This is a genomic window from Streptomyces sp. NPDC043680, assembly GCF_056436685.1.
This window is the reverse complement of the sequence record NZ_JBWKCE010000003.1, coordinates 193,971-213,745: the sequence shown is the minus strand read 5'-3', so window position 1 is coordinate 213,745 and position 19,775 is coordinate 193,971. Positions and strand designations below refer to the sequence as shown.

Genomic DNA, 19,775 nt, shown 5'->3' with positions numbered 1-19,775 from the left:
CCCGCATGGTAACGAGACCCGCTGTGCGCGAGTGCCGCGCCTTGCTCCACATGATCGGGTCCGGCTCCGGGGTGCCGGAGGGCGGGGTGGCCACAAACGGGGAAGCTCCCGCCGGGCCGGGCACGTACCCTTTTCTGTTGTGCCGAACGCCAACGAAGACAATCCCAGTGCCCTGAGTCAGGTGCAGCGCCGCGCGGTCAGTGAACTGCTGCGGGTCGCCCCTGTCGCCGACGAGCTCGGCCGCCGTTTCCAGGAGGCGGGTTTCCGCCTCGCCCTGGTCGGCGGGTCCGTCCGCGATGCGCTGCTGGAGCGTCTCGGCAACGACCTCGACTTCACCACCGATGCCCGCCCCGAGGACGTCTTGAAGATCGTCCGGCCGTGGGCCGACTCGGTGTGGGACGTCGGCATCGCCTTCGGCACGGTCGGGGCCCAGAAAGAAGCCCGCGTCGGAGACGTGGACCGCACCTTCCAGATCGAGATCACCACGTACCGCTCCGAGGCGTACGACCGCACCTCGCGCAAGCCGGAGGTCTCCTACGGCGACTCGATCGAGGAGGACCTGGTCCGCCGTGACTTCACGGTGAACGCGATGGCGGTCGCCCTGCCGGAGAAGGAGTTCGTGGATCCGCACGGCGGGCTGAAGGATCTCCAGGCCGGCGTGCTGCGCACCCCCGGGACCCCGGAGGACTCGTTCTCCGACGACCCGCTGCGGATGCTGCGGGCGGCCCGGTTCGCCGCTCAGCTCGACTTCGAGGTGGCCCCCGAGGTGGTGGCCGCGATGCAGGCGATGTCCGACCGGATCGAGATCGTCTCGGCGGAGCGGGTGCAGGGCGAGCTGAACAAGCTGCTGCTGTCCGCGCACCCCCGCAAGGGCCTGGGGCTCCTCGTGGACACCGGGCTCGCCGCCCACGTCCTGCCCGAGCTGCCCGCGCTGCGGCTGGAGAGCGACGAGCACCACCGGCACAAGGACGTCTACGAGCACTCGCTGATCGTCCTTGAGCAGGCCATCGCGCTGGAGGAGGACGGCCCCGACCTGGTGCTGCGCCTGGCCGCCCTGCTGCACGACATCGGCAAGCCCCGCACGCGCCGGTTCGAGAGCGACGGCCGGGTTTCCTTCCACCACCACGAGGTGGTGGGCGCCAAGATGACCAAGAAGCGCATGACCGCGCTGAAGTACTCCAACGACATGGTCAAGGACGTCTCCCGGCTGGTGGAGCTGCACCTGCGCTTCCACGGTTACGGTGACGGGGAGTGGACCGACTCCGCGGTGCGCCGCTACGTCCGGGACGCCGGCCCGCTGCTGGAGCGCCTGCACAAGCTCACCCGGTCCGACTGCACCACGCGGAACAAGCGCAAGGCCAATGCCCTCTCCCGTACCTACGACGGTCTGGAGGAGCGCATTGCGCAGCTCAAGGAGCAGGAGGAGCTGGATGCGATCCGGCCCGACCTGGACGGCAACCAGATCATGCAGGTCCTGGGCGTCGGTCCCGGTCCGGTGATCGGCAAGGCCTACGCGTTCCTGCTCGACCTGCGGCTGGAGAACGGGCCCATGGGGCAGGACGAGGCGATCGCCGCCCTCAAGCAGTGGTGGGCCGCGCAGGACTGACGGCCGGTCCGTCCGCGCGGGGACTGCTCGCGCGGACGGTTGACTCAGCCTTCGGTCCGGGGCGACGTTTCACGTGAAACATCGCGCTGCCGGGCGAGGAGGACCACGGTCAGGGCGTAGAGCGCGGCGACGCTCACGATCAGCGCGACGGACCGCCCGTCGGGGGGCAGCATCAGCGCGGCCACGGCGGCGGCCCCTACGAAGGCGACGTTGACCAGCACGTCGTAGACGGAGAAGACCCGGCCCCGGTACGCGTCGTCCACACGGAACTGCACGACCGTATCGGTGGAGATCTTGGCTCCCTGGGTGGCGAGCCCGAGGACGAAGGCAGCGACCAGCATCGGGCCCGGTGCGAAGAACAGGCCGAGCGCGGGAACCAGGACCGCGGCCCCGCCGGCGCAGGCCATGGTCCAGCCCCGGGTGCCCAGCCTGCCCACCAGCCAGGGGGTGACCACGGCGGCGGCGAAGAAGCCGGCCCCTGAGGCGCCGACGGCGACGCCCAGCAGGGCGAGGCCGTCGGACTCGCTCTCCGACCAGGAGTAGCGGCAGAGCATCAGCAGGGCGACGGTCAGCGCCCCGTAGCAGAACCGCATCATCGTCATCGCGGTGAGTGCCTGGGCGGCTTCCCGCCGCCGGTGCAGGTGTCTCAGCCCCTCGGCCATCCCCCGGACGGTGAGAGCGACTGCTTCCAGGGCCGACGGGTGGGCCGCACCGGGCGGGTGGGCGGGCCCGAGGAGCCCGGCGGCCAGCCTGAGGGAGACGAGGGCCGCGCACAGGTAGAAGGCGGCACCGAGCAGGACGACGAGGGCGTTGGAGCCGGAGGCCAGCAGCCGCAGGAGGAAGGCCAGTCCCCCGCCAGCGGTGGCGGCCAGGGTTCCGGCGGTGGGGGACAGGGCGTTCGCGGTGACGAGCTGGTCGGGGGCGACGACGCGCGGCAGGGAGGCCGCGAGCCCGGCCAGCACGAAGCGGTTGACCGCGGTCACGGAGAGCGCAGAGGCGTAGAAGAGCCAGTCGGGAACGTGCGCGACGATCAGGACGGCCGTGACGCAGGCGAGGAAGGCGCGCAGGAGATTGCCGTAGAGCAAGACCTGGCGGCGGCGCCAGCGGTCGAGCAGTACCCCGGCGAAGGGGCCGATCGCCGAGTAGGGCAGCAGCAGGACCGCCATCGCCGAGGCGATGGCCGCGGGCGAGGTCTGCTTCTCCGGGGAGAAGACCACATAGGTGGCGAGCGCCACCTGGTAGACGCCGTCGGCGGCCTGGGAGAGCAGCCGTACGGCGAGCAGGTTGCGGAAATCCCTCAGGCGCAGGAGTACGCGCAGATCACGTACGACAGGCATGAGGGCAAGGGTCACACACGCGGAGGGTCCCCGGGCATATTGCCCGGGGACCCTCCGCGGAAGAACAGTCGAAGACCAGGTGGCGCTTAGCGCTCGACCTCGCCCCTGATGAACTTCTCGACGTTGGCCAGCGCCTCGTCGTCGAAGTACTGCACCGGCGGGGACTTCATGAAGTAGCTGGAGGCCGACAGGATCGGGCCGCCGATGCCGCGGTCCTTGGCGATCTTCGCGGCGCGCAGGGCGTCGATGATGACACCGGCCGAGTTCGGGGAGTCCCACACCTCAAGCTTGTACTCAAGGTTCAGCGGGACGTCGCCGAAGGCACGGCCCTCAAGGCGGACGTAGGCCCACTTGCGGTCGTCGAGCCACGCCACGTAGTCGGACGGGCCGATGTGGACGTTCTTCTCGCCGAGCTCACGGTCGGGGATCTGCGAGGTGACGGCCTGCGTCTTGGAGATCTTCTTCGACTCCAGGCGGTCGCGCTCCAGCATGTTCTTGAAGTCCATGTTGCCGCCGACGTTGAGCTGCATGGTGCGCTCAAGACGGACACCGCGGTCCTCGAACAGCTTCGCCATCACGCGGTGCGTGATGGTGGCGCCGACCTGCGACTTGATGTCGTCGCCGACGATCGGGACACCGGCCTCGGTGAACTTGTCGGCCCACTCCTTGGTGCCGGCGATGAAGACCGGGAGGGCGTTGACGAAGGCGACCTTGGCGTCGATGGCGCACTGGGCGTAGAACTTCGCCGCGTCCTCGGAGCCGACGGGCAGGTAGCAGACGAGAACGTCGACCTCGCGGTCCTTGAGGACCTGGACCACGTCGACCGGGGCCTCGGAGGACTCCTCGATCGTCATGCGGTAGTACTTGCCCAGGCCGTCCAGGGTGTGGCCGCGCTGCACGGTCACGCCCTTGTTCGGGACGTCGCAGATCTTGATGGTGTTGTTCTCGCTGGCGCCGATGGCGTCCGAGAGGTCGAGGCCGACCTTCTTCGCGTCGACGTCGAACGCGGCGACGAACTCGACGTCACCCACGTGGTAGTCGCCGAACTGGACGTGCATCAGACCGGGGACCTTGGCCGCCGGGTCGGCGTCCTTGTAGTACTCGACGCCCTGCACCAGCGAGGCGGCGCAGTTGCCCACGCCGACGATGGCTACGCGAACCGAACCCATTCCGGTTGCTCCCTGTTTGTTCTCGGACGAGGCCTGCGAGATGCAGGCCTCACTTTGCAGTTTCGTCGGGCGGACCGGATCGTCTCCGATCCCGTCCCGCCCGCTCGCTCTCGATGAGCTCGTTCAGCCAGCGCACTTCGCGCTCCACGGACTCCATGCCGTGCCGCTGCAGCTCAAGCGTGTAGTCGTCGAGGCGCTCCCGCGTCCGGGCGAGCGAGGCGCGCATCTTCTCCAGGCGCTCCTCCAGCCGGCTGCGGCGGCCCTCCAGAACCCGCATGCGCACCTCTCGCTCGGTCTGACCGAAGAAGGCGAAGCGGGCGGCGAAGGACTCGTCCTCCCAGGTTTCGGGGCCGGTGTGGGACAGGAGCTCCTCGAAGTGCTCCTTACCTGCTGCCGTCAACCGGTAGACGATCTTGGCGCGGCGCCCTGCGAGTGAAGCGGCGAGAGCGTCTTCCGGGGCGTTGCCCGGCTCTTCGATCAACCAGCCGTTGGCGACCAACGTCTTGAGGCAGGGGTAGAGCGTTCCGTAGCTGAACGCCCGGAACACCCCCAGTGAGGTGTTGAGCCGCTTGCGCAGCTCGTAGCCGTGCATGGGGGATTCGCGAAGCAGGCCGAGGACGGCGAATTCGAGGATGCCTGAGCGCCTGCTCATCCGCCTGCCCTCCTTCGCCCCTGAGTCTTTATACCGAGCTGATGTATCGGCTCGATACATCCAGACGATAGAACGACCCGTCTCCGGCGACAAGTGGCGATCTGGTGACCGGCGTCACATCACCAATTCGTACGAGGCGACTTGCCTGATTTGGGGTGAACTTCGGCACTGTTCGGGTTTTGGGCGTGCGTAGTCTGTGCGCCATGACAACGGGGGGAACCGGAACTCACCTGCCGCTTCCAGGCCACTCGCCTGCCCGAGGAGTAGTCGTTCGATGAGCGAGCACCGCCGCAAACCGCCGCAGCCCGAAGGTGGCGGACGCGCCGCGGCCCGCCGGGCCGCCCAGCAGCGCCCCGGCCGGGGCGCCGGGCCCGCACGGGACGTCCCGACCGCGTCACCCAGCGGACCCTACGCAGCGCGGCCCGGCCACGGCAGTCGCGCCGAGGCCCGCCGGGCCGCCCAACGAGGACCCGCAGGCCGCGGACGCGGCACGGGTCCGGATGGCAGAGGCGGAACCGGCCGCCCGGACAACCGGTTCATCAACTACCCGCGCTCCGACAAGGAGGGCTGGAAGCGCTTCCTGCCTTCCTGGAAGCTCGTCGGCGGCACGGCCCTGGGCTTCTTCGCGATCATCACGGCCGGCGCAGGCATCGGTATCGCCGCCGTGAACACGCCCGACCCCAACCTGGCGGCCCAGGCGCAGAACAACGTCTTCTACTGGGCGGACGAGGGCGGCCAGCCGGGAGCGCAGATGGTCGCCACCGGCGGTTCCATGAACCGCCAGATCGTTCCCATCGACCAGATCCCCAAGTCGATGCGCAACGCCGTGATCGCCGCCGAGAACGAGTCCTTCGAGACGGACAAGGGCGTCGACCCGATGGGCATCGCCCGCGCCGTGTGGAACATGGCCAAGGGCGGCTCCACCCAGGGCGGCTCCACCATCACCCAGCAGTACGTGAAGAACACGTACCTGGACTCCGACCAAACGCTCAAGCGGAAGGTCACCGAGCTCTTCATCTCGATAAAGCTGGGTGTGTACGAGGAGAAGGACACGATCCTCGCGGGCTACCTCAACACCGCCTACTACGGTCGCGACGCCTACGGCATCCAGGCGGCGGCCCGGGCCTACTTCGGCAAGGACTGCAAGGACCTCAACCCGTCCGAAAGCGCCTTCCTCGCCTCCGTCCTCAAGGGCCCGAACCTCTACAACCCCGACGGCGGCATCGGCACGGCGGCCACTCCCGAGCAGAACGAGAAGCGGGCGCGGCTGCGCTGGGCCTGGGTCCTGGACCGCGAGGTCGCGGTGGGCCGGATGGAGAAGTCCGAGCGGGACAAGTACAAGGACTTCCCGGCCCGCGTCGACTCCGAGCAGGCCCGCAGCCTCGCCGGCCAGACCGGCTACCTGGTCGAGACGGCCAAGCAGTACGTGATGAAGGTCGCCCACCTCACCCCCGAGCAGATGGCGCGGGGTGGCTACCAGATCCACACCACCTTCCAGAAGTCGAAGGTGGACGCCCTGTCCAAGGCCGTCGAGGAGACCCGCAACGACTTCCTCGACGAGAAGAAGCGCCCCGAGTACGACACCTTCGTCCAGTTCGGCGCCGCCTCGGTGGACGTCAAGAGCGGGGCGATCGTGGCCCTGTACGGCGGCCCGGGCATGGACAAGAAGTACTTCAGCAACAACGCCAACACCACCGGTGTCCCCGTCGGCTCGACCTGGAAGCCGTACGTGCTGGCGGCGGCCATGGAGTACGGCACCCAGAACTCCCGGGGCAAGGGCATCTCGGCCGACAGCAAGTACAACGCCAACGACCTGACAGTGATCAACAACCGCGACGGCAAGCCGCTGCTGGGCTCCGACGGCAAGCCGTTCCGGCAGAAGAACGAGAGCACCACCGCCTACGGGTACGTGACCCTCAACGAGGCGATGGAGAAGTCCATCAACGTGCCGTTCGCGCAGCTCGTCTTCGACGTCGGCCACAGCAAGGTCCGGCAGGTGGCCGAGTCCACGGGCATCCTCAAGGACTCGATGGACCCCAACAACAACGCCTCGTTCGCGCTGGGCACCTCGACGCCGAGCGCCATCCGCATGGCCGACTCGTACGCCACCTTCGCCGCCTCCGGCACCCACCACGAGCCCTTCTCGGTGACCAAGGTCGAGAAGGACGGCAACGCCCTGGCCGGCTTCGAGCCCCCCAAGGAAGAGCGGGCGATGAACAGCTCCATCGCCGACAACATCACCAAGGTCCTGCGCAACGTCGTCGAGAACGGCACCGGAACCAAGGTCAAGAAGCTCGGCCTCAACCGTCCCGCCGCCGGAAAGACCGGCACCACCGACCTGAACAAGTCGGCCTGGTTCGTCGGCTACACCCCGGAGCTGTCCACCTCGGTCACCCTGTTCCGCACCGACCCGAACTCGGCGGACAAGAAGCTGATCTCCATGAACGGCGTGGGCGGCATCGACTCCATCCACGGTGGCGACATCCCGGCCGCGATCTGGACCATGTACATGAAGGACGCGCTCAAGGACACCCCGGTCACCGACTTCCCCGAGGCGGACCCCATCGGCGTCACCGCGGACGCCTCCGGGGCTCCCTCCCCCACCCCCTCCGCCGTGGTCTCGCCCTCGGCGTCCCCGTCGCCCTCGATGAGCCCGTCCCCGTCTCCCAGCCCGACCCCGTCCAAGGGCGGCAAGCCGTCCTGCAAGCCGTGGGACCTGTACTGCGTGCCGGATCCCACCGGCACCCCCACGGGCGGGGGTACGGGTTCGCCGTCACCGACCGGCTCGGGCAAACCCGGCCGCCCGGGCGGCACCGGCTGGGGCAGCAGCCTCGGCACATCGGGCTAGCCCGACACGCTCCGACGAGGGCCGTCGCACCCGTTGCGGCGGCCCTCCCCCATGCCCGGCCCGGTACGGCAGGATGAGCCCATGACGAAGGTGCACGAGGACCGGCCCGTACTGCCCACCCAGCAGGACGAGGTCGCCGCGGCCGGGAGCGAGCTCATCGGCGGCCCGCTGGGCCGCTACGCCCGGACGGGCGGACACTGGCTGAACCCTGTCCGTGTGGTGGTCCTCGTGGCCCTGGGCATGTTCGCGCTGGGCATGGTCCAGAAGCTGCCCTGCTACGACTGGGCGTGGTTCCGCGGAGCCGGCTCGCAGTACACGCACGCCTGCTACTCCGACATCCCGCACCTGTTCGTCGCGCGCGGTTTCGCCGACGGTCTCACCCCCTACTTCGACCGGCTGCCCGGCGACATGGAGTACCTCGAATACCCGGTGCTGACCGGGCTCTTCATGCAGGTGGCCGCCTGGCTGACCCCCGGCGGCGGCAGCATGCAGCACCGCGAGCAGATGTACTGGATGGTCAACGCGGGCATGCTGATGGCCTGCGCCGCGGTGATCGCCGTGTGCGTGGCCCGCACCCACCGCCGCCGGCCCTGGGACGCGCTGCTCCTCGCCCTCGCTCCGGCCTTCGCGCTCACCGCGACGATCAACTGGGACCTCCTGGCGATCGCCCTGACCGCCGCCGCGATGCTCATGTGGTCGCGCGGCCGCACGCTGCTCTTCGGCATTCTGATCGGCCTGGCCACCGCGGCCAAGCTCTATCCGGTCCTGCTGCTCGGGGCGGTTTTCGTGCTCTGCTGGCGGGCCGGGAAGTGGAGGGCGTTCGGCTCCGCCGTGCTCGGGGCGGCCCTGTCCTGGCTCGTGGTGAACCTGCCCGTCATGATCCCCGCCTGGGACGGCTGGAAGAAGTTCTACACCTTCAGCCAGGAACGCCCGATCGACTTCGGATCCGTATGGCTGCTGATCTCCCAGCGCTCCGGTAACCCCCTGGAGGACGCCAACACCTATGCGACGGGCCTGACCCTGCTGCTGTGCGCGGGCATCGGCGTGCTCACGCTGACCGCCCCGCGGCGCCCGCGCTTCGCGCAGCTGGCCTTCCTGGTCGTGGCCGTCTTCATCCTGGCCAACAAGGTCTACTCGCCGCAGTACGTGCTGTGGCTCATCCCGCTCGCGGCGCTCGCCCGGCCCCGCTGGCGGGACTTCCTGATCTGGCAGGCCGGCGAGGTCGTGTACTTCCTCGGGATCTGGCTGTACCTCGCCTACACGACCAGCGGGGACAAGCACCAGGGCCTGCCGGTGGAGGGCTACCAGCTGGCCATCGCCGCCCACCTGCTGACGACCCTCTACCTGTGCGCGGTCGTCGTACGCGACATCCTGCTGCCCGACCGGGACGTCGTACGCCGGGACGGCTCGGACGACCCTTCCGGAGGCGTGCTCGACGGTGCCGAGGACGTCTTCGTGCTGTCCGACGCCGCGAGGGCGCCGCAGGATGCGGCGCCCTCGCAGGGACAGCGGGTCGAGTGGGGGACGGCCCCCCGGGACTGACCGGCGCCTCGCGCCCGTCCCGGGCGGATCAGGCGTCCAGCACCCGGTCGAACTGGGTGGTGGTGTGCCGCAGGTGCGCCACCAGCTCGTCGCCGACCTTCGGCTCCGGCGCGTCCGAGGGCACGAACAGGATCGAGACCTGCATGTGCGGCGGTTCCGCGAACCAGCGCTGCTTGCCCGCCCACACGAACGGCGACAGGTTCCGGTTGACGGTGGCCAGCCCCGCCCGGGCGACACCCTTGGCGCGGGGCATCACCCCGTGCAGGGCCTTCGGTGCCTCCAGGCCCACACCGTGCGAGGTGCCGCCCGCGACCACGACCAGCCAGCCGTCCGAAGCCGCCTTCTGCTGGCGGTAGCCGAACCGATCGCCCTTGGTGACGCGCGTGACGTCCAGGACGGCGCCGCGGTATTCGGTCGCCTCGTGGTCGCCCAGCCACAGCCGGGTGCCGATCCGGGCGCGGAAGCGGGTCTGCGGGAACTGCTGCTGCAGTCGCGCCAGCTCCTCGGCCCGCAGGTGGCTGACGAACATGGTGTGCAGCGGCAGCCGGGCCGCGCGCAGCCGGTCCATCCAGCCGATGACCTCTTCGACGGCGTCCGAGCCGTCCGGCCGGTCCAGCGGCAGGTGGAGGGCGAAGCCCTCCAGCCGGACGTCCTCGACCGCCGAGTGGAGCTGGCCCAGGTCCTGTTCGGAAATGCCGTGGCGGCGCATCGAGCTCATGCACTCGATGACCACGCGGGCGCCGACCAGGCCACGGACCCCGTCCAGTGAGGACACCGAGCGGATGACCCGGTCCGGCAGCGGCACCGGGTCCTCACCGCGCCGGAACGGGGTGAGGACGAGCAGGTCGCCGCTGAACCAGTCCTTGATGCTGGCGGCCTCGTACGTCGTCCCGACGGCCAGGATGTCGGCGCCCATCCGGGTCGCCTCCTCGCACAGCCGCTCGTGGCCGAAGCCGTAGCCGTTGCCCTTGCAGACCGGGATCAGTCCGGGGAACTGGTCCTGGACCTGCTTCTGGTGCGCACGCCAGCGCGCGGTGTCGACGTAGAGCGTGAGCGCCATGCCCGTCCGGAGCCTCTCTCGAAAAAGCTGCGTGTGCAGCGGTGCGGTGTGGTGGGTGCGGCGGCAGGTCAGCGACGGGACATGTAGATGTCGAGCGCCTTGTGCAGCATCTTGTTGAGCGGGAAGTCCCACTCGCCGACGTACTCGACGGCCTCGCCGCCCGTGCCGACCTTGAACTGGATCAGGCCGAACAGGTGGTCGTTCTCGTCCAGCGTGTCACTGATGCCGCGCAGGTCGTACACGCCGGCACCCAGAGCGTACGCATCGCGCAGCATCCGCCACTGCATCGCGTTCGAAGGCCGCACCTCGCGCTTGTGGTTGGCGGACGCGCCGTACGAGTACCAGACGTGCTGGCCGACGGTGAGCATCGTGGCGGCGGCCAGGGGCTCCCCCTCGTGCTTGGCGATGTAGAGGCGCATCCGGTTCGGGTCCTCGGAGTTGAGGGCCGTCCACTGGCGCTGGAAGTAGCTCAGGGGCCGCGGGCGGAACTTGTCGCGCTCGGCCGTGATCTCGTACAGCTCCTGCCACACCGGCAGGTCCTCGTAGCCGCCCTGGACGACCTCGACGCCGGCCTTCTCGGCCTTCTTGATGTTGCGGCGCCACAGCTGGTTGAAGCCCTTGAGGACGTCGTCCAGCGAGCGGTTGGCGAGCGGCACCTGGAAGACGTAGCGGGGCTGTACGTCGCCGAAGCCGGCGCCGCCGTCCTCGCCCTGCTGCCAGCCCATCCGGCGCAGCTTGTCGGACACCTCGAAGGCGCGGGGCTCGATGTGCGAGGCCTCCACGTCGCGCAGGCGCTTGACCTCGGGGTCCTGGATGCCGGCCTTGATGGCAGCGGCGTTCCAGCGGCGGATGACGACGGGCGGGCCCATCTTCACCGTGAACGCGCCCTGCCGCTTGAGGTGCGCCAGCATCGGCTGGAGCCACTCCTCCAGGTTCGGGGCGTACCAGTTGATGACCGGTCCCTCGGGGAGGTACGCGAGGTACCGCTTCACCTTGGGCAACTGCCGGTACAACACCAGGGCGGCGCCGACGAGTTCATCGTTCTGGTCGAACCAACCGAGGTTCTCGGACCGCCACTCGTTCTTCACGTCGGCCCACGCCGGGACCTGGCAGTGGCTCGCCGAGGGCAGGCTCTGGAGGTATCCCAGATGCTGCTCTCGGCTGATGGTCCTCAGGGACAGGCTCATGCGGGGCGTCTCCTCCGGCGGCTTCGCTGGCTATGGCGCGAAGCCTACTGCGACAAGGGCGCCACCCTTCTGGGGGACGGGCGTGCCCCGACCCCGTGGCGGGCCGGCGCCCTGTCGCGGAGGAGCCGCCGGTCAGCCCAGCCAGCCTCCGAAGAGGCCGCCGTGCGCCATACCGAGGAAGAAGCCGAAGGCCGAGGCGCCAAGGCCGATGATCAGTGCGAAGCGCTCGCGTGTCGTGGCGGAGACGAACTGTCCGTACGCGCCGGTCAGGATTCCGATCAGCCCGGTCCACGAGCTGAGCAGATGAAGGTTGTGGAAGAACGCCGTGATGAACGCCACGGCACCGAGGACCAGAGTGACCGCCAGCAGGGTGTCCTGCAGGGGGTGGGGCTTGCCGTCGGTCGAGAAGAGGGAGATCGGCTGGGACGAGGGCTGGCGACGCATTGCCTGTGCCATCGGAAGGCACCTCCTGGCTGAGCAGAGCGGTGCTGCGGTGGACACCCGCGGCCGAGCCGGGGACATAGCACCGCGCACACCCGATGCATACAGAGTGTGGCCTCCTCCTGCCGGATTTCAACCGGAAGGAGTCGAGCAGGTAGTCTGTACGGTCTGCGCGGTGTCTGCTCTGTGGGCACCGTGCGTACGCATCACGACCCTCCTGCCACGGAACGACCGTGGCCGCTGAGTCCAAAGGAGGTGGGTTCCACATGCGTCACTACGAAGTGATGGTCATCCTCGACCCCGATCTTGAGGAGCGCGCTGTCTCCCCGCTGATCGAGAACTTCCTCTCCGTCGTCCGTGAGGGCAACGGAAAGGTCGAGAAGGTCGACACCTGGGGCCGTCGTCGTCTCGCTTACGAGATCAAGAAGAAGCCCGAGGGCATCTACTCGGTCATCGACCTTCAGGCCGAGCCTGCGGTCGTCAAGGAGCTTGACCGACAGATGAACCTGAACGAGTCGGTTCTCCGGACCAAGGTCCTTCGCCCCGAGACCCACTGAACTCCGGTTCAGCGGTAATCGGGACCGAGTAGCACAGCAGCCCAGCAGCAATCCCCGCCGAGAGGTTCACCCATGGCAGGCGAGACCGTCATCACGGTCGTCGGCAATCTCGTCGACGACCCCGAGCTGCGCTTCACCCCCTCGGGTGCGGCGGTCGCGAAGTTCCGTGTCGCGTCCACCCCCCGCACCTTCGACCGTCAGACCAATGAGTGGAAGGACGGCGAGAGCCTGTTCCTGACCTGCTCGGTGTGGCGGCAGGCGGCCGAGAACGTCGCCGAGTCCCTCCAGCGGGGCATGCGCGTCATCGTGCAGGGCCGGCTGAGGCAGCGGTCGTACGAGGACCGTGAGGGTGTCAAGCGCACGGTCTACGAGCTGGACGTCGAGGAAGTCGGCCCCAGCCTGAAGAACGCCACGGCCAAGGTCGCCAAGACCACCGGTCGCGGCGGCCAGGGCGGGTACGGCGGCGGCCAGCAGCAGGGCGGCGGCGGTGGCTGGGGCGGAGCCCCCAGCGGCGGCGCACCCCAGGGCGGCGGAGCTCCCTCCGACGACCCGTGGGCGTCCAGCGCGCCGGCCGGCGGCCAGCAGCAGGGCGGCGGGGGCGGCTGGGGCGGAAGCTCCGGCGGTTCCGGCGGTGGCTACTCGGACGAGCCTCCCTTCTAGGGAAGCCCGCATCCAAACTTCTTGATCACACAGGAGAGACACAATGGCGAAGCCGCCTGTGCGCAAGCCTAAGAAGAAGGTCTGCGCGTTCTGCAAGGACAAGACCGCGTACGTGGACTACAAGGACACGAACATGCTGCGGAAGTTCATTTCCGACCGCGGCAAGATCCGTGCCCGCCGCGTCACCGGCAACTGCACGCAGCACCAGCGTGACGTCGCCACGGCCGTGAAGAACAGCCGTGAGATGGCGCTGCTGCCCTACACGTCCACCGCGCGATAAGGAAAGGGTGACCGACTAATGAAGATCATCCTGACCCACGAGGTCTCTGGCCTCGGTGCCGCCGGCGATGTCGTCGACGTCAAGGACGGTTACGCTCGCAACTACCTGGTCCCGCGCGGTTTTGCGATCCGCTGGACCAAGGGTGGCGAGAAGGACGTGGCGCAGATCCGCCGCGCCCGCAAGATCCACGAGATCGCGACCATCGAGCAGGCCAACGAGGTCAAGGCCAAGCTTGAGGGCACGAAGGTCCGTCTGGCCACCCGCTCGGGTGACGCCGGCCGTCTCTTCGGCTCCGTGACCCCGGCCGACATCGCCACGGCGATCGAGGCTTCCGGTGGTCCGAAGGTTGACAAGCGCCGCGTCGAGCTGGCTGCCCCGATCAAGACCCTCGGTTCGTACCAGGTCTCCGTGCGTCTGCACGCCGAGGTCGCCGCGAACGTGGGCGTCGAGGTTGTCGCCGCCTAAGTGCTGCGCATGAAGGGCCGCACCCTGTGGGGTGCGGCCCTTCGTCGTTCTCGTTGTTTCACGTGAAACAACGCTTCGCGCTCAGCGGGTCGCCCCCGCGACCAGCCACCGGCCCGAGCGGGCGCGGAGCTGGAGGGTGGCCATCCGGACCAGCATCATCGCCGTCATGGCCCACCACAGGGCGGTCAGACCGCCCCCCACGACGGGGACGAGCAGAGCGGCCGGGGTGAAGACCGCGAGGGTGATGAGCATGGCCCACGCCAGGTAGCGGCCGTCGCCCGCGCCCATCAGGACCCCGTCGAGCACGAACACGACCCCGGCGACCGGCTGGGCGACGGCCACGACGAGCAGAGCGGGCAGCAGGGCGTCCACGACCGTTTGGTCGCTCGTGAAGAGCGGGATGAACAGGGGACGCGCGGCGACCACCAGGGCGCCCAGCAAGACGCCGCAGACGATTCCCCACTGCACCATGCGGCGGCAGACGGCCCTGGCGCCCACGGTGTCACCGGCGCCGAGGTAGCGGCCGATGATGGCCTGCCCGGCGATGGCGATCGCGTCCAGGGCGAAGGCCAGCAGGCTCCAGAGCGAGAGCAGGATCTGGTGGGCGGCGATGTCCGCGTCGCCGAGGCGGGCCGCGACCGCGGTCGCGAGCATCAGAACGGCGCGCAGGGACAGGGTGCGGACGAGCAGGGGTACTCCGGCCTGGGCGCAGGCCCGTATGCCTGACACGTCGGGCCGCAGGGATGCCCCGTGCCTGCGGGCACCTCGGACGACCACGGCGAGGTAGACGGCTGCCATGGCGCACTGGGCGATGACCGTGCCCCAGGCCGAGCCGGCGATGCCCAGGCCGGCTCCGTAGACGAGGCCGGCGTTGAGGCCCGCGTTGAGCGCGAAGCCGCCCACGGCGACATAGAGCGGGGTCCGGGTGTCCTGGAGGCCGCGTATGACGCCGGTGGCGGCGAGGACCATGAGCATGGCCGGGATGCCGAGGGCCGAGATCCGCAGATAGGTGACTGCGTAGGGGGCGACAGTGTCGGAGGCTCCGAAGAGTGCGACGAGTTCGGGCGCCATGGGCACGACCGTGGCGACGACGGCTGTACCGAGCAGGAGGGCGAGCCAGATGCCGTCCATGCCCTGGCGGATGGCAGCCTGCAGATCGCCGGCTCCGACCCTGCGGGACACGGCCGCAGTGGTGGCGTAGGCGAGGAAGACGAAGACGCTCACGGCGGTGGTGAGCAGAGCCGCAGCGATGCCGAGGCCGGCCAGTTGGGGTGTGCCGAGGTGCCCCACGATGGCGCTGTCGGCCATGACGAACAGGGGCTCCGCGACGAGCGCGCCGAAGGCGGGGACGGCGAGCGTGAGTATCTCCCGGTCGTGCCGTCTCGGGGCAGCCTCCGGCGGGACGAGGGCTTGGGTCATGAGTCCAATCTAATCTTCCACAGGTAATAGACACAAGGCAGGAAGAGTCCTTACTCGGACACCCGCTGCGACGTTCTGGGCACCCCATTGGAGGCGAACTCGGACCTGGCGCCAAGAAAATTTCGACCCACAGGGCGTGGAGAGGGAAACGGCAGGTCAGAGGGGTGCAGGGGGTCGCCGGGTGATTTTGTCCACAGCGTCGTCCCCCGGTCCGTGCACAGCTTCCGGGGACTTACCCACAGCATTCGCTCCGTCATCCACATCTCATCCACACAGCCTGTGGATAACAAGATTGGCTGACGTCGCTCCCGGGCCTACCGTTGTGCGTTGCCCGGCTCGCCCACAGCCGATCCGGGCGTCCCGAATGTCAGAGCCGTGTCGTAGAAACTGTCGCACGGCAAGGTCCGCGTTGCGGACGGGAGGAGGCGGCGCGGTGAGCATGCCCGAGCCCTTGGACGACCCCTGGGCCGACAGCGGTCCGGGTGACCGTCTGCCCGCCCGTTCCCGCCGCGGTAGCGAGGCCCGGGACCGCAGGGATGAGCAGCACGAGCGGGGTCGCGAGGGCGGCTCCTGGGACGGCGGCGGGTTCGAGCGCGTTCCGCCGCAGGACCTCGACGCGGAGCAGTCCGTGCTCGGCGGCATGCTGCTGTCCAAGGACGCGATCGCCGACGTGGTCGAGGTGATCAAGGGCCACGACTTCTACCGGCCCTCGCACGAAACGATCTACCAGGCCATCCTCGACCTCTACGCCAAGGGCGAGCCGGCCGACCCGATCACGGTGGGCGCCGAGCTCACCAGGCGCGGCGAGATCAGCAAGGTCGGCGGAGCCTCCTACCTGCACACCCTGGTCCAGTCGGTACCGACCGCGGCGAACGCCGAGTACTACGCGGAGATCGTCCATGAGCGGGCCGTCCTGCGTCGCCTCGTCGCCGCCGGTACGAAGATCACGCAGATGGGATACGCGGCGGACGGCGACGTCGACGAGATCGTCAACAGCGCCCAAGCCGAGATCTACGCCGTCACCGAGCAGCGGACCTCCGAGGACTACCTGCCGCTGGGCGACATCATGGAGGGCGCCCTCGACGAGATCGAGGCGATCGGCTCCCGCAGCGGCCAGATGTCCGGTGTCCCGACCGGTTTCACGGACCTCGATTCGCTGACCAACGGCCTGCACCCGGGCCAGATGATCGTCATTGCCGCCCGTCCTGCCATGGGCAAGTCGACGCTCGCCCTGGACTTCGCGCGGGCCTGCTCCATCAAGAGCAACCTGCCGAGCGTGATCTTCTCGCTCGAAATGGGGCGCAACGAGATCGCGATGCGCCTGCTGTCCGCCGAGGCGCGGGTGGCGCTCCACCACATGCGTTCGGGGACGATGACGGACGACGACTGGACCCGGCTGGCCCGCCGGATGCCGGACGTCTCCGCTGCCCCTCTCTACATCGACGACTCGCCCAACCTGTCGATGATGGAGATCCGGGCCAAGTGCCGGCGCCTCAAGCAGCGCAACGACCTCTCGCTCGTCGTCATCGACTACCTCCAGCTGATGCAGTCGGGTGGTTCGCGCCGTCCCGAGAGCCGCCAGCAAGAGGTCTCGGACATGTCCCGAAACCTCAAGCTGCTGGCCAAGGAGCTTGAGGTCCCCGTGATCGCGCTGTCCCAGCTGAACCGTGGCCCCGAGCAGCGCACCGACAAGAAGCCGATGGTCTCCGACCTGCGCGAGTCGGGCTCGATCGAGCAGGACGCCGACATGGTGATCCTGCTGCACCGTGAGGACGCGTACGAGAAGGAGTCGCCCCGCGCGGGCGAGGCCGACCTGATCGTGGCGAAGCACCGCAACGGCCCGACGGCGACGATCACGGTCGCCTTCCAGGGCCATTATTCGAGGTTCGTGGACATGGCCAACACGTAACATCCGGGCATGGACGCCCACTCGGAAGTACTGGAACTACTCCCTGCCACGCGGCGCGCGCTGTGGCACCGGATTGCCGTCGCCCAGAGCGAAGGCCGGGCGCCCTCGGTGGTGGCAGCCGTCCTGCGGGACGGTGCGGTGGTCTGGGAGGGCTCCCGGACCTCGGTCGAGGGGCACGGGCCGGACGGGAACGTGCAGTACCGGATCGGTTCGATCACCAAGACCTTCACGGCCGTTCTCGTGATGCGCCTGCGGGACGAGGGCCTGCTGGGGCTCGGGGATCCCCTGGAGAAGCACCTGCCGGGGACCGGGGCCGGCGAGGTGACCGTCGGACAACTCCTGGCGCACACGGGGGGCCTGGCGGCGGAGACTCCCGGCGAGTGGTGGGAGCGGACTCCGGGTGCCCAGCGTACGGAGCTCGGGGACGTACTGGGGGAGGAGCCCTTCCGTTTCGAGCCCGGGCGGCGCCACCACTACTCCAACCCGGGCTACACCCTGCTGGGTTCACTCGTGGAGGCCGTGCGCGGCAAGCCCTGGGAAGAGGTGCTGCGGACGGAGGTGCTGGAGCCGCTGGGACTGCACCGGACGACGGCGCAGCCGCAGGCCCCGCACGCCGGCGGGTGGGCCGTGCACCCGTGGGCGGACCTCATGATGCCCGAGCCGGCGCAGGACCTGGGTCTGATGGCTGCGGCCGGTCAACTCTGGTCGACCACCCAGGACTTGGCGCGGTTCGCCCGGTTCCTGCTCCGGGGTGACGAGCAGGTCCTGAGCGCGGCGACGGTGCGGGAGATGCGGACGTCGGCGGCTCCCCCGGAGCCCGGCTTCGCCGACCTGGGATACGGGCTGGGGCTGCAGCTGGCGGAGAGCCGCGGGCGCCGGCTCGTCGGGCACAGCGGCTCGCTGCCGGGCTTCGTCGCAGGCCTGTGGATGAGCGAGGCGGACGACCTTGCGGCCGTCGTACTGGCGAACTGCACCTCCGGCCTGCCGGCCGCGACGGTGGCCATGGACCTGCTGAACCTGGTGGCGGACGCGGAGCCGCGGATCCCCGAGCCGTGGAAGCCGTTCCCCGAAGAGCACCCGGTGGAGCTGGACCTGTGCGGCCCCTGGTATTGGGGTACGGCCCCGCACCTCGTGCGGCTGACCGCCGACGGGCTCCTGCACCTGGGTCCGGTGGGCGCGCCGGGGCGTGCCGCCCGTTTCAGGGCGGAGCCGGACGGTACCTGGCGGGGCCTGGCGGGCTACTACGCGGGCGAGACGCTGCGCGCGGTACGGCGGACGGACGGTTCCATGAGCCACCTCGACCTGGGGTCGTTCGTGTTCACGCGGGAACCCTACGACCCCGAGGCACCGGTACCCGGCGGGGTGGACCCGCAGGGCTGGCGCGGCATCGGCCGGTGACACCGCACCGTCGGCTGCCTAGGCGGTGAGCTCCCGCTCCAACGGGGTGCGAAAGCGCGGGGTGATACGGGCGTCGCCCACCCACCGGCCGAGGCGGGCGGCCTCGGCGGTGATCGCCTCCTCGGCGGTGCGGCCGCGGTCGGCCAGCAGCCGCCAGACGATCTCGCCGTCGGGACGCTGCGCCCAGCCGCCGACGATCTCCCCGTTCCACCAGACCGTCGGACCGATGTTGCCGGCGTAGTCGAAGAGGACGCTCCGGTGGGCGGTGTCCAGGTGGAAGCTTCGGTCCGCCCAGCCCATGCTGCTGGGATCGAGGCCGGGGAGGAAGGCGGCCCAGGGCTCGGGGGCGGATACGGACCCGGTGTCCCCGGGGCTGACGAGAGCGAGGGTGCCGTCCTCCAGGCGGACCTGATCCGGCCCGACGGCAGCGAGGGCCTTGCGGACGTCGGTGAGCGTCCATCCGGTCCACCACGTGAGGTCGGCCTCGGTGGCCGGCCCATAGGAGCGGAGCCAGCGGCGGGCGATCTCGACGCGGGCTTCGGCGGCGGGTACGGCCGGCCAGGGTTCGGTGTGCACCCAGCGGTACTGACTGGAGGTCCAGGATCCGCGCGGCCGGTCCCGGCGGATCCTGCCGTCGGCAGCGAGCAGGCGGATGACGCGGGTGGCAACGCCGGTCTCGGTCTCGTACTTCTTGCCCCGCCCAAGGGTGATCTTTCGGCGGAGGGCCGGTACGGCGGCCGAGAGCTCGCTCCCCGTGGCAGGGCCCCCTTTATCCAGGGCGTCGAGCGCGGCTGTTTCGGCCTGGGCGAGCCAGTCGGCGTCGAGGCCTTGACCGTCCTCCTGAAGGTGCTTGAGCAGGGTGCGCCGTTCCTTCAGGGCGACGCCGCGGGCGGTGGAGGCGTATACGTACGGCGCGAGGTCGGTGGAGACGGCGAACAGGGTGTTGCGCATGCTGAGCAGCCGGACGAGGCTGACGTCCTCGTACAGCGCCTTCTCGATCACGGTGGGGCCGCCCTCCGCCAGCCGGGCACGGGCGGAGAGGAAGACGGTCGCCGCGTCCGTGGCGTGCAGGGCGACCACCGCGTCCGCCACCTCGGACACCGCGTCGGCGTGTGCCGAGGGTGCCAGACGGTGGCGACGGCCGAGCCGGTTGCGGCGCTCGGCGACCGTGATGAGGGGAAGGGCGCTCATCTTTCCGATCGTAGGCCGAGCCGCCGGTCCCGGCCCGGCCCTCGACGCTCTCGA

Annotated in this window: 17 protein-coding genes; 9 read left to right on the top strand and 8 right to left on the bottom strand. The window is 69.5% G+C overall.

What is annotated here, in order from left to right; translation table 11 throughout:
* The first annotated feature begins 139 nt into the window (after window positions 1-139).
* Entirely contained in the window at window positions 140-1,606 is a 1,467-nt protein-coding gene (locus tag AC0666_RS07515; protein WP_468583244.1) for a CCA tRNA nucleotidyltransferase, read from the top strand.
* A gap of 44 nt (window positions 1,607-1,650) precedes the next feature.
* On the opposite strand, the gene AC0666_RS07510 is transcribed toward AC0666_RS07515, so the two are convergent.
* The 3 genes from AC0666_RS07510 to AC0666_RS07500 all read right to left on the bottom strand — a co-directional run bounded on the left by AC0666_RS07510 (window position 1,651) and on the right by AC0666_RS07500 (window position 4,764).
* Window positions 1,651-2,943 carry an MFS transporter gene (locus AC0666_RS07510; RefSeq protein ID WP_468966114.1) on the bottom strand — a complete coding sequence of 431 codons (1,293 nt, stop codon included), beginning with the start codon at window positions 2,941-2,943 and terminating at the stop codon, window positions 1,651-1,653.
* 86 nt (window positions 2,944-3,029) lie between these two features.
* Window positions 3,030-4,112 carry an inositol-3-phosphate synthase gene (locus tag AC0666_RS07505; protein WP_468583246.1) on the bottom strand — a complete coding sequence of 361 codons (1,083 nt, stop codon included), beginning with the start codon at window positions 4,110-4,112 and terminating at the stop codon, window positions 3,030-3,032.
* 49 nt (window positions 4,113-4,161) lie between these two features.
* The gene (locus tag AC0666_RS07500; protein WP_356845631.1) at window positions 4,162-4,764 is read right to left on the bottom strand and encodes a PadR family transcriptional regulator; all 603 of its coding nucleotides are present in this window, start codon (window positions 4,762-4,764) and stop codon (window positions 4,162-4,164) included.
* Between the two features lie 274 nt (window positions 4,765-5,038).
* Between AC0666_RS07500 and AC0666_RS07495 the strand changes: the two genes are divergently transcribed.
* Together AC0666_RS07495 and AC0666_RS07490 are read left to right on the top strand one after the other, a co-directional pair.
* Window positions 5,039-7,612 carry a transglycosylase domain-containing protein gene (locus AC0666_RS07495; RefSeq protein WP_468966119.1) on the top strand — a complete coding sequence of 858 codons (2,574 nt, stop codon included), beginning with the start codon at window positions 5,039-5,041 and terminating at the stop codon, window positions 7,610-7,612.
* 81 nt (window positions 7,613-7,693) lie between these two features.
* The gene (locus AC0666_RS07490; RefSeq protein ID WP_478707255.1) at window positions 7,694-9,154 is read left to right on the top strand and encodes a glycosyltransferase family 87 protein; all 1,461 of its coding nucleotides are present in this window, start codon (window positions 7,694-7,696) and stop codon (window positions 9,152-9,154) included.
* Window positions 9,155-9,182: 28 nt separating this feature from the next.
* Here the strand turns inward: AC0666_RS07490 and AC0666_RS07485 are convergent, their stop codons facing one another.
* From AC0666_RS07485 to AC0666_RS07475, 3 genes are all read right to left on the bottom strand, one after another.
* Window positions 9,183-10,214, bottom strand: coding sequence for an alanine racemase (locus tag AC0666_RS07485; protein ID WP_361724403.1), 1,032 nt, complete (start codon window positions 10,212-10,214; stop codon window positions 9,183-9,185).
* A gap of 68 nt (window positions 10,215-10,282) precedes the next feature.
* On the bottom strand, window positions 10,283-11,401 hold the full coding sequence (locus AC0666_RS07480; protein ID WP_361724400.1) for a lipid II:glycine glycyltransferase FemX: 1,119 nt from the start codon (window positions 11,399-11,401) through the stop codon (window positions 10,283-10,285).
* Window positions 11,402-11,533: 132 nt separating this feature from the next.
* Window positions 11,534-11,857 carry a hypothetical protein gene (locus tag AC0666_RS07475; protein WP_468966127.1) on the bottom strand — a complete coding sequence of 108 codons (324 nt, stop codon included), beginning with the start codon at window positions 11,855-11,857 and terminating at the stop codon, window positions 11,534-11,536.
* Between the two features lie 251 nt (window positions 11,858-12,108).
* Between AC0666_RS07475 and rpsF the strand changes: the two genes are divergently transcribed.
* The 4 genes from rpsF (at window position 12,109) to rplI (ending at window position 13,804) form a co-directional block, all read left to right on the top strand.
* The gene (gene rpsF, locus AC0666_RS07470) at window positions 12,109-12,399 is read left to right on the top strand and encodes a 30S ribosomal protein S6 (RefSeq protein ID WP_004950685.1); all 291 of its coding nucleotides are present in this window, start codon (window positions 12,109-12,111) and stop codon (window positions 12,397-12,399) included.
* 72 nt (window positions 12,400-12,471) lie between these two features.
* Window positions 12,472-13,059 (top strand): single-stranded DNA-binding protein, encoded by a 588-nt coding sequence (locus AC0666_RS07465; RefSeq protein ID WP_356845625.1) that lies wholly within the window; start codon window positions 12,472-12,474, stop codon window positions 13,057-13,059.
* 43 nt (window positions 13,060-13,102) lie between these two features.
* A complete protein-coding gene (gene rpsR / locus AC0666_RS07460) occupies window positions 13,103-13,339 on the top strand; it encodes a 30S ribosomal protein S18 (protein WP_005315025.1) in 237 nt (78 codons plus the stop codon).
* Between the two features lie 18 nt (window positions 13,340-13,357).
* Window positions 13,358-13,804 (top strand): 50S ribosomal protein L9, encoded by a 447-nt coding sequence (gene rplI / locus AC0666_RS07455; protein WP_030292603.1) that lies wholly within the window; start codon window positions 13,358-13,360, stop codon window positions 13,802-13,804.
* A gap of 81 nt (window positions 13,805-13,885) precedes the next feature.
* Here the strand turns inward: rplI and AC0666_RS07450 are convergent, their stop codons facing one another.
* Window positions 13,886-15,223, bottom strand: coding sequence for an MATE family efflux transporter (locus AC0666_RS07450; protein WP_478707254.1), 1,338 nt, complete (start codon window positions 15,221-15,223; stop codon window positions 13,886-13,888).
* 433 nt (window positions 15,224-15,656) lie between these two features.
* Between AC0666_RS07450 and dnaB the strand changes: the two genes are divergently transcribed.
* Entirely contained in the window at window positions 15,657-17,132 is a 1,476-nt protein-coding gene (gene dnaB, locus AC0666_RS07445) for a replicative DNA helicase (RefSeq protein WP_468966133.1), read from the top strand.
* A 9-nt stretch (window positions 17,133-17,141) separates the two neighbouring features.
* A complete protein-coding gene (locus AC0666_RS07440) occupies window positions 17,142-18,530 on the top strand; it encodes a serine hydrolase domain-containing protein (RefSeq protein WP_478707253.1) in 1,389 nt (462 codons plus the stop codon).
* An 18-nt stretch (window positions 18,531-18,548) separates the two neighbouring features.
* On the opposite strand, the gene AC0666_RS07435 is transcribed toward AC0666_RS07440, so the two are convergent.
* On the bottom strand, window positions 18,549-19,721 hold the full coding sequence (locus AC0666_RS07435) for a winged helix DNA-binding domain-containing protein (RefSeq protein WP_478707252.1): 1,173 nt from the start codon (window positions 19,719-19,721) through the stop codon (window positions 18,549-18,551).
* Window positions 19,722-19,775: the final 54 nt, after the last annotated feature.

Excerpts from the sequence above, each read along its gene's own strand:
- AC0666_RS07500 (WP_356845631.1), bottom strand. The coding sequence starts at position 4,764 with ATGAGCAGGCGCTCAGGCATCCTCGAATTCGCCGTCCTCGGCCTGCTT.
- rpsF (WP_004950685.1), top strand. The coding sequence starts at position 12,109 with ATGCGTCACTACGAAGTGATGGTCATCCTCGACCCCGATCTTGAGGAG.
- AC0666_RS07485 (WP_361724403.1), bottom strand. The coding sequence starts at position 10,214 with ATGGCGCTCACGCTCTACGTCGACACCGCGCGCTGGCGTGCGCACCAG.
- AC0666_RS07465 (WP_356845625.1), top strand. The coding sequence starts at position 12,472 with ATGGCAGGCGAGACCGTCATCACGGTCGTCGGCAATCTCGTCGACGAC.
- AC0666_RS07495 (WP_468966119.1), top strand. The coding sequence starts at position 5,039 with ATGAGCGAGCACCGCCGCAAACCGCCGCAGCCCGAAGGTGGCGGACGC.
- AC0666_RS07440 (WP_478707253.1), top strand. The coding sequence starts at position 17,142 with ATGGACGCCCACTCGGAAGTACTGGAACTACTCCCTGCCACGCGGCGC.
- AC0666_RS07505 (WP_468583246.1), bottom strand. The coding sequence starts at position 4,112 with ATGGGTTCGGTTCGCGTAGCCATCGTCGGCGTGGGCAACTGCGCCGCC.
- AC0666_RS07435 (WP_478707252.1), bottom strand. The coding sequence starts at position 19,721 with ATGAGCGCCCTTCCCCTCATCACGGTCGCCGAGCGCCGCAACCGGCTC.
- rpsR (WP_005315025.1), top strand. The coding sequence starts at position 13,103 with ATGGCGAAGCCGCCTGTGCGCAAGCCTAAGAAGAAGGTCTGCGCGTTC.
- rplI (WP_030292603.1), top strand. The coding sequence starts at position 13,358 with ATGAAGATCATCCTGACCCACGAGGTCTCTGGCCTCGGTGCCGCCGGC.
- AC0666_RS07490 (WP_478707255.1), top strand. The coding sequence starts at position 7,694 with ATGACGAAGGTGCACGAGGACCGGCCCGTACTGCCCACCCAGCAGGAC.
- AC0666_RS07480 (WP_361724400.1), bottom strand. The coding sequence starts at position 11,401 with ATGAGCCTGTCCCTGAGGACCATCAGCCGAGAGCAGCATCTGGGATAC.
- AC0666_RS07450 (WP_478707254.1), bottom strand. The coding sequence starts at position 15,223 with ATGACCCAAGCCCTCGTCCCGCCGGAGGCTGCCCCGAGACGGCACGAC.
- AC0666_RS07510 (WP_468966114.1), bottom strand. The coding sequence starts at position 2,943 with ATGCCTGTCGTACGTGATCTGCGCGTACTCCTGCGCCTGAGGGATTTC.
- AC0666_RS07475 (WP_468966127.1), bottom strand. The coding sequence starts at position 11,857 with ATGGCACAGGCAATGCGTCGCCAGCCCTCGTCCCAGCCGATCTCCCTC.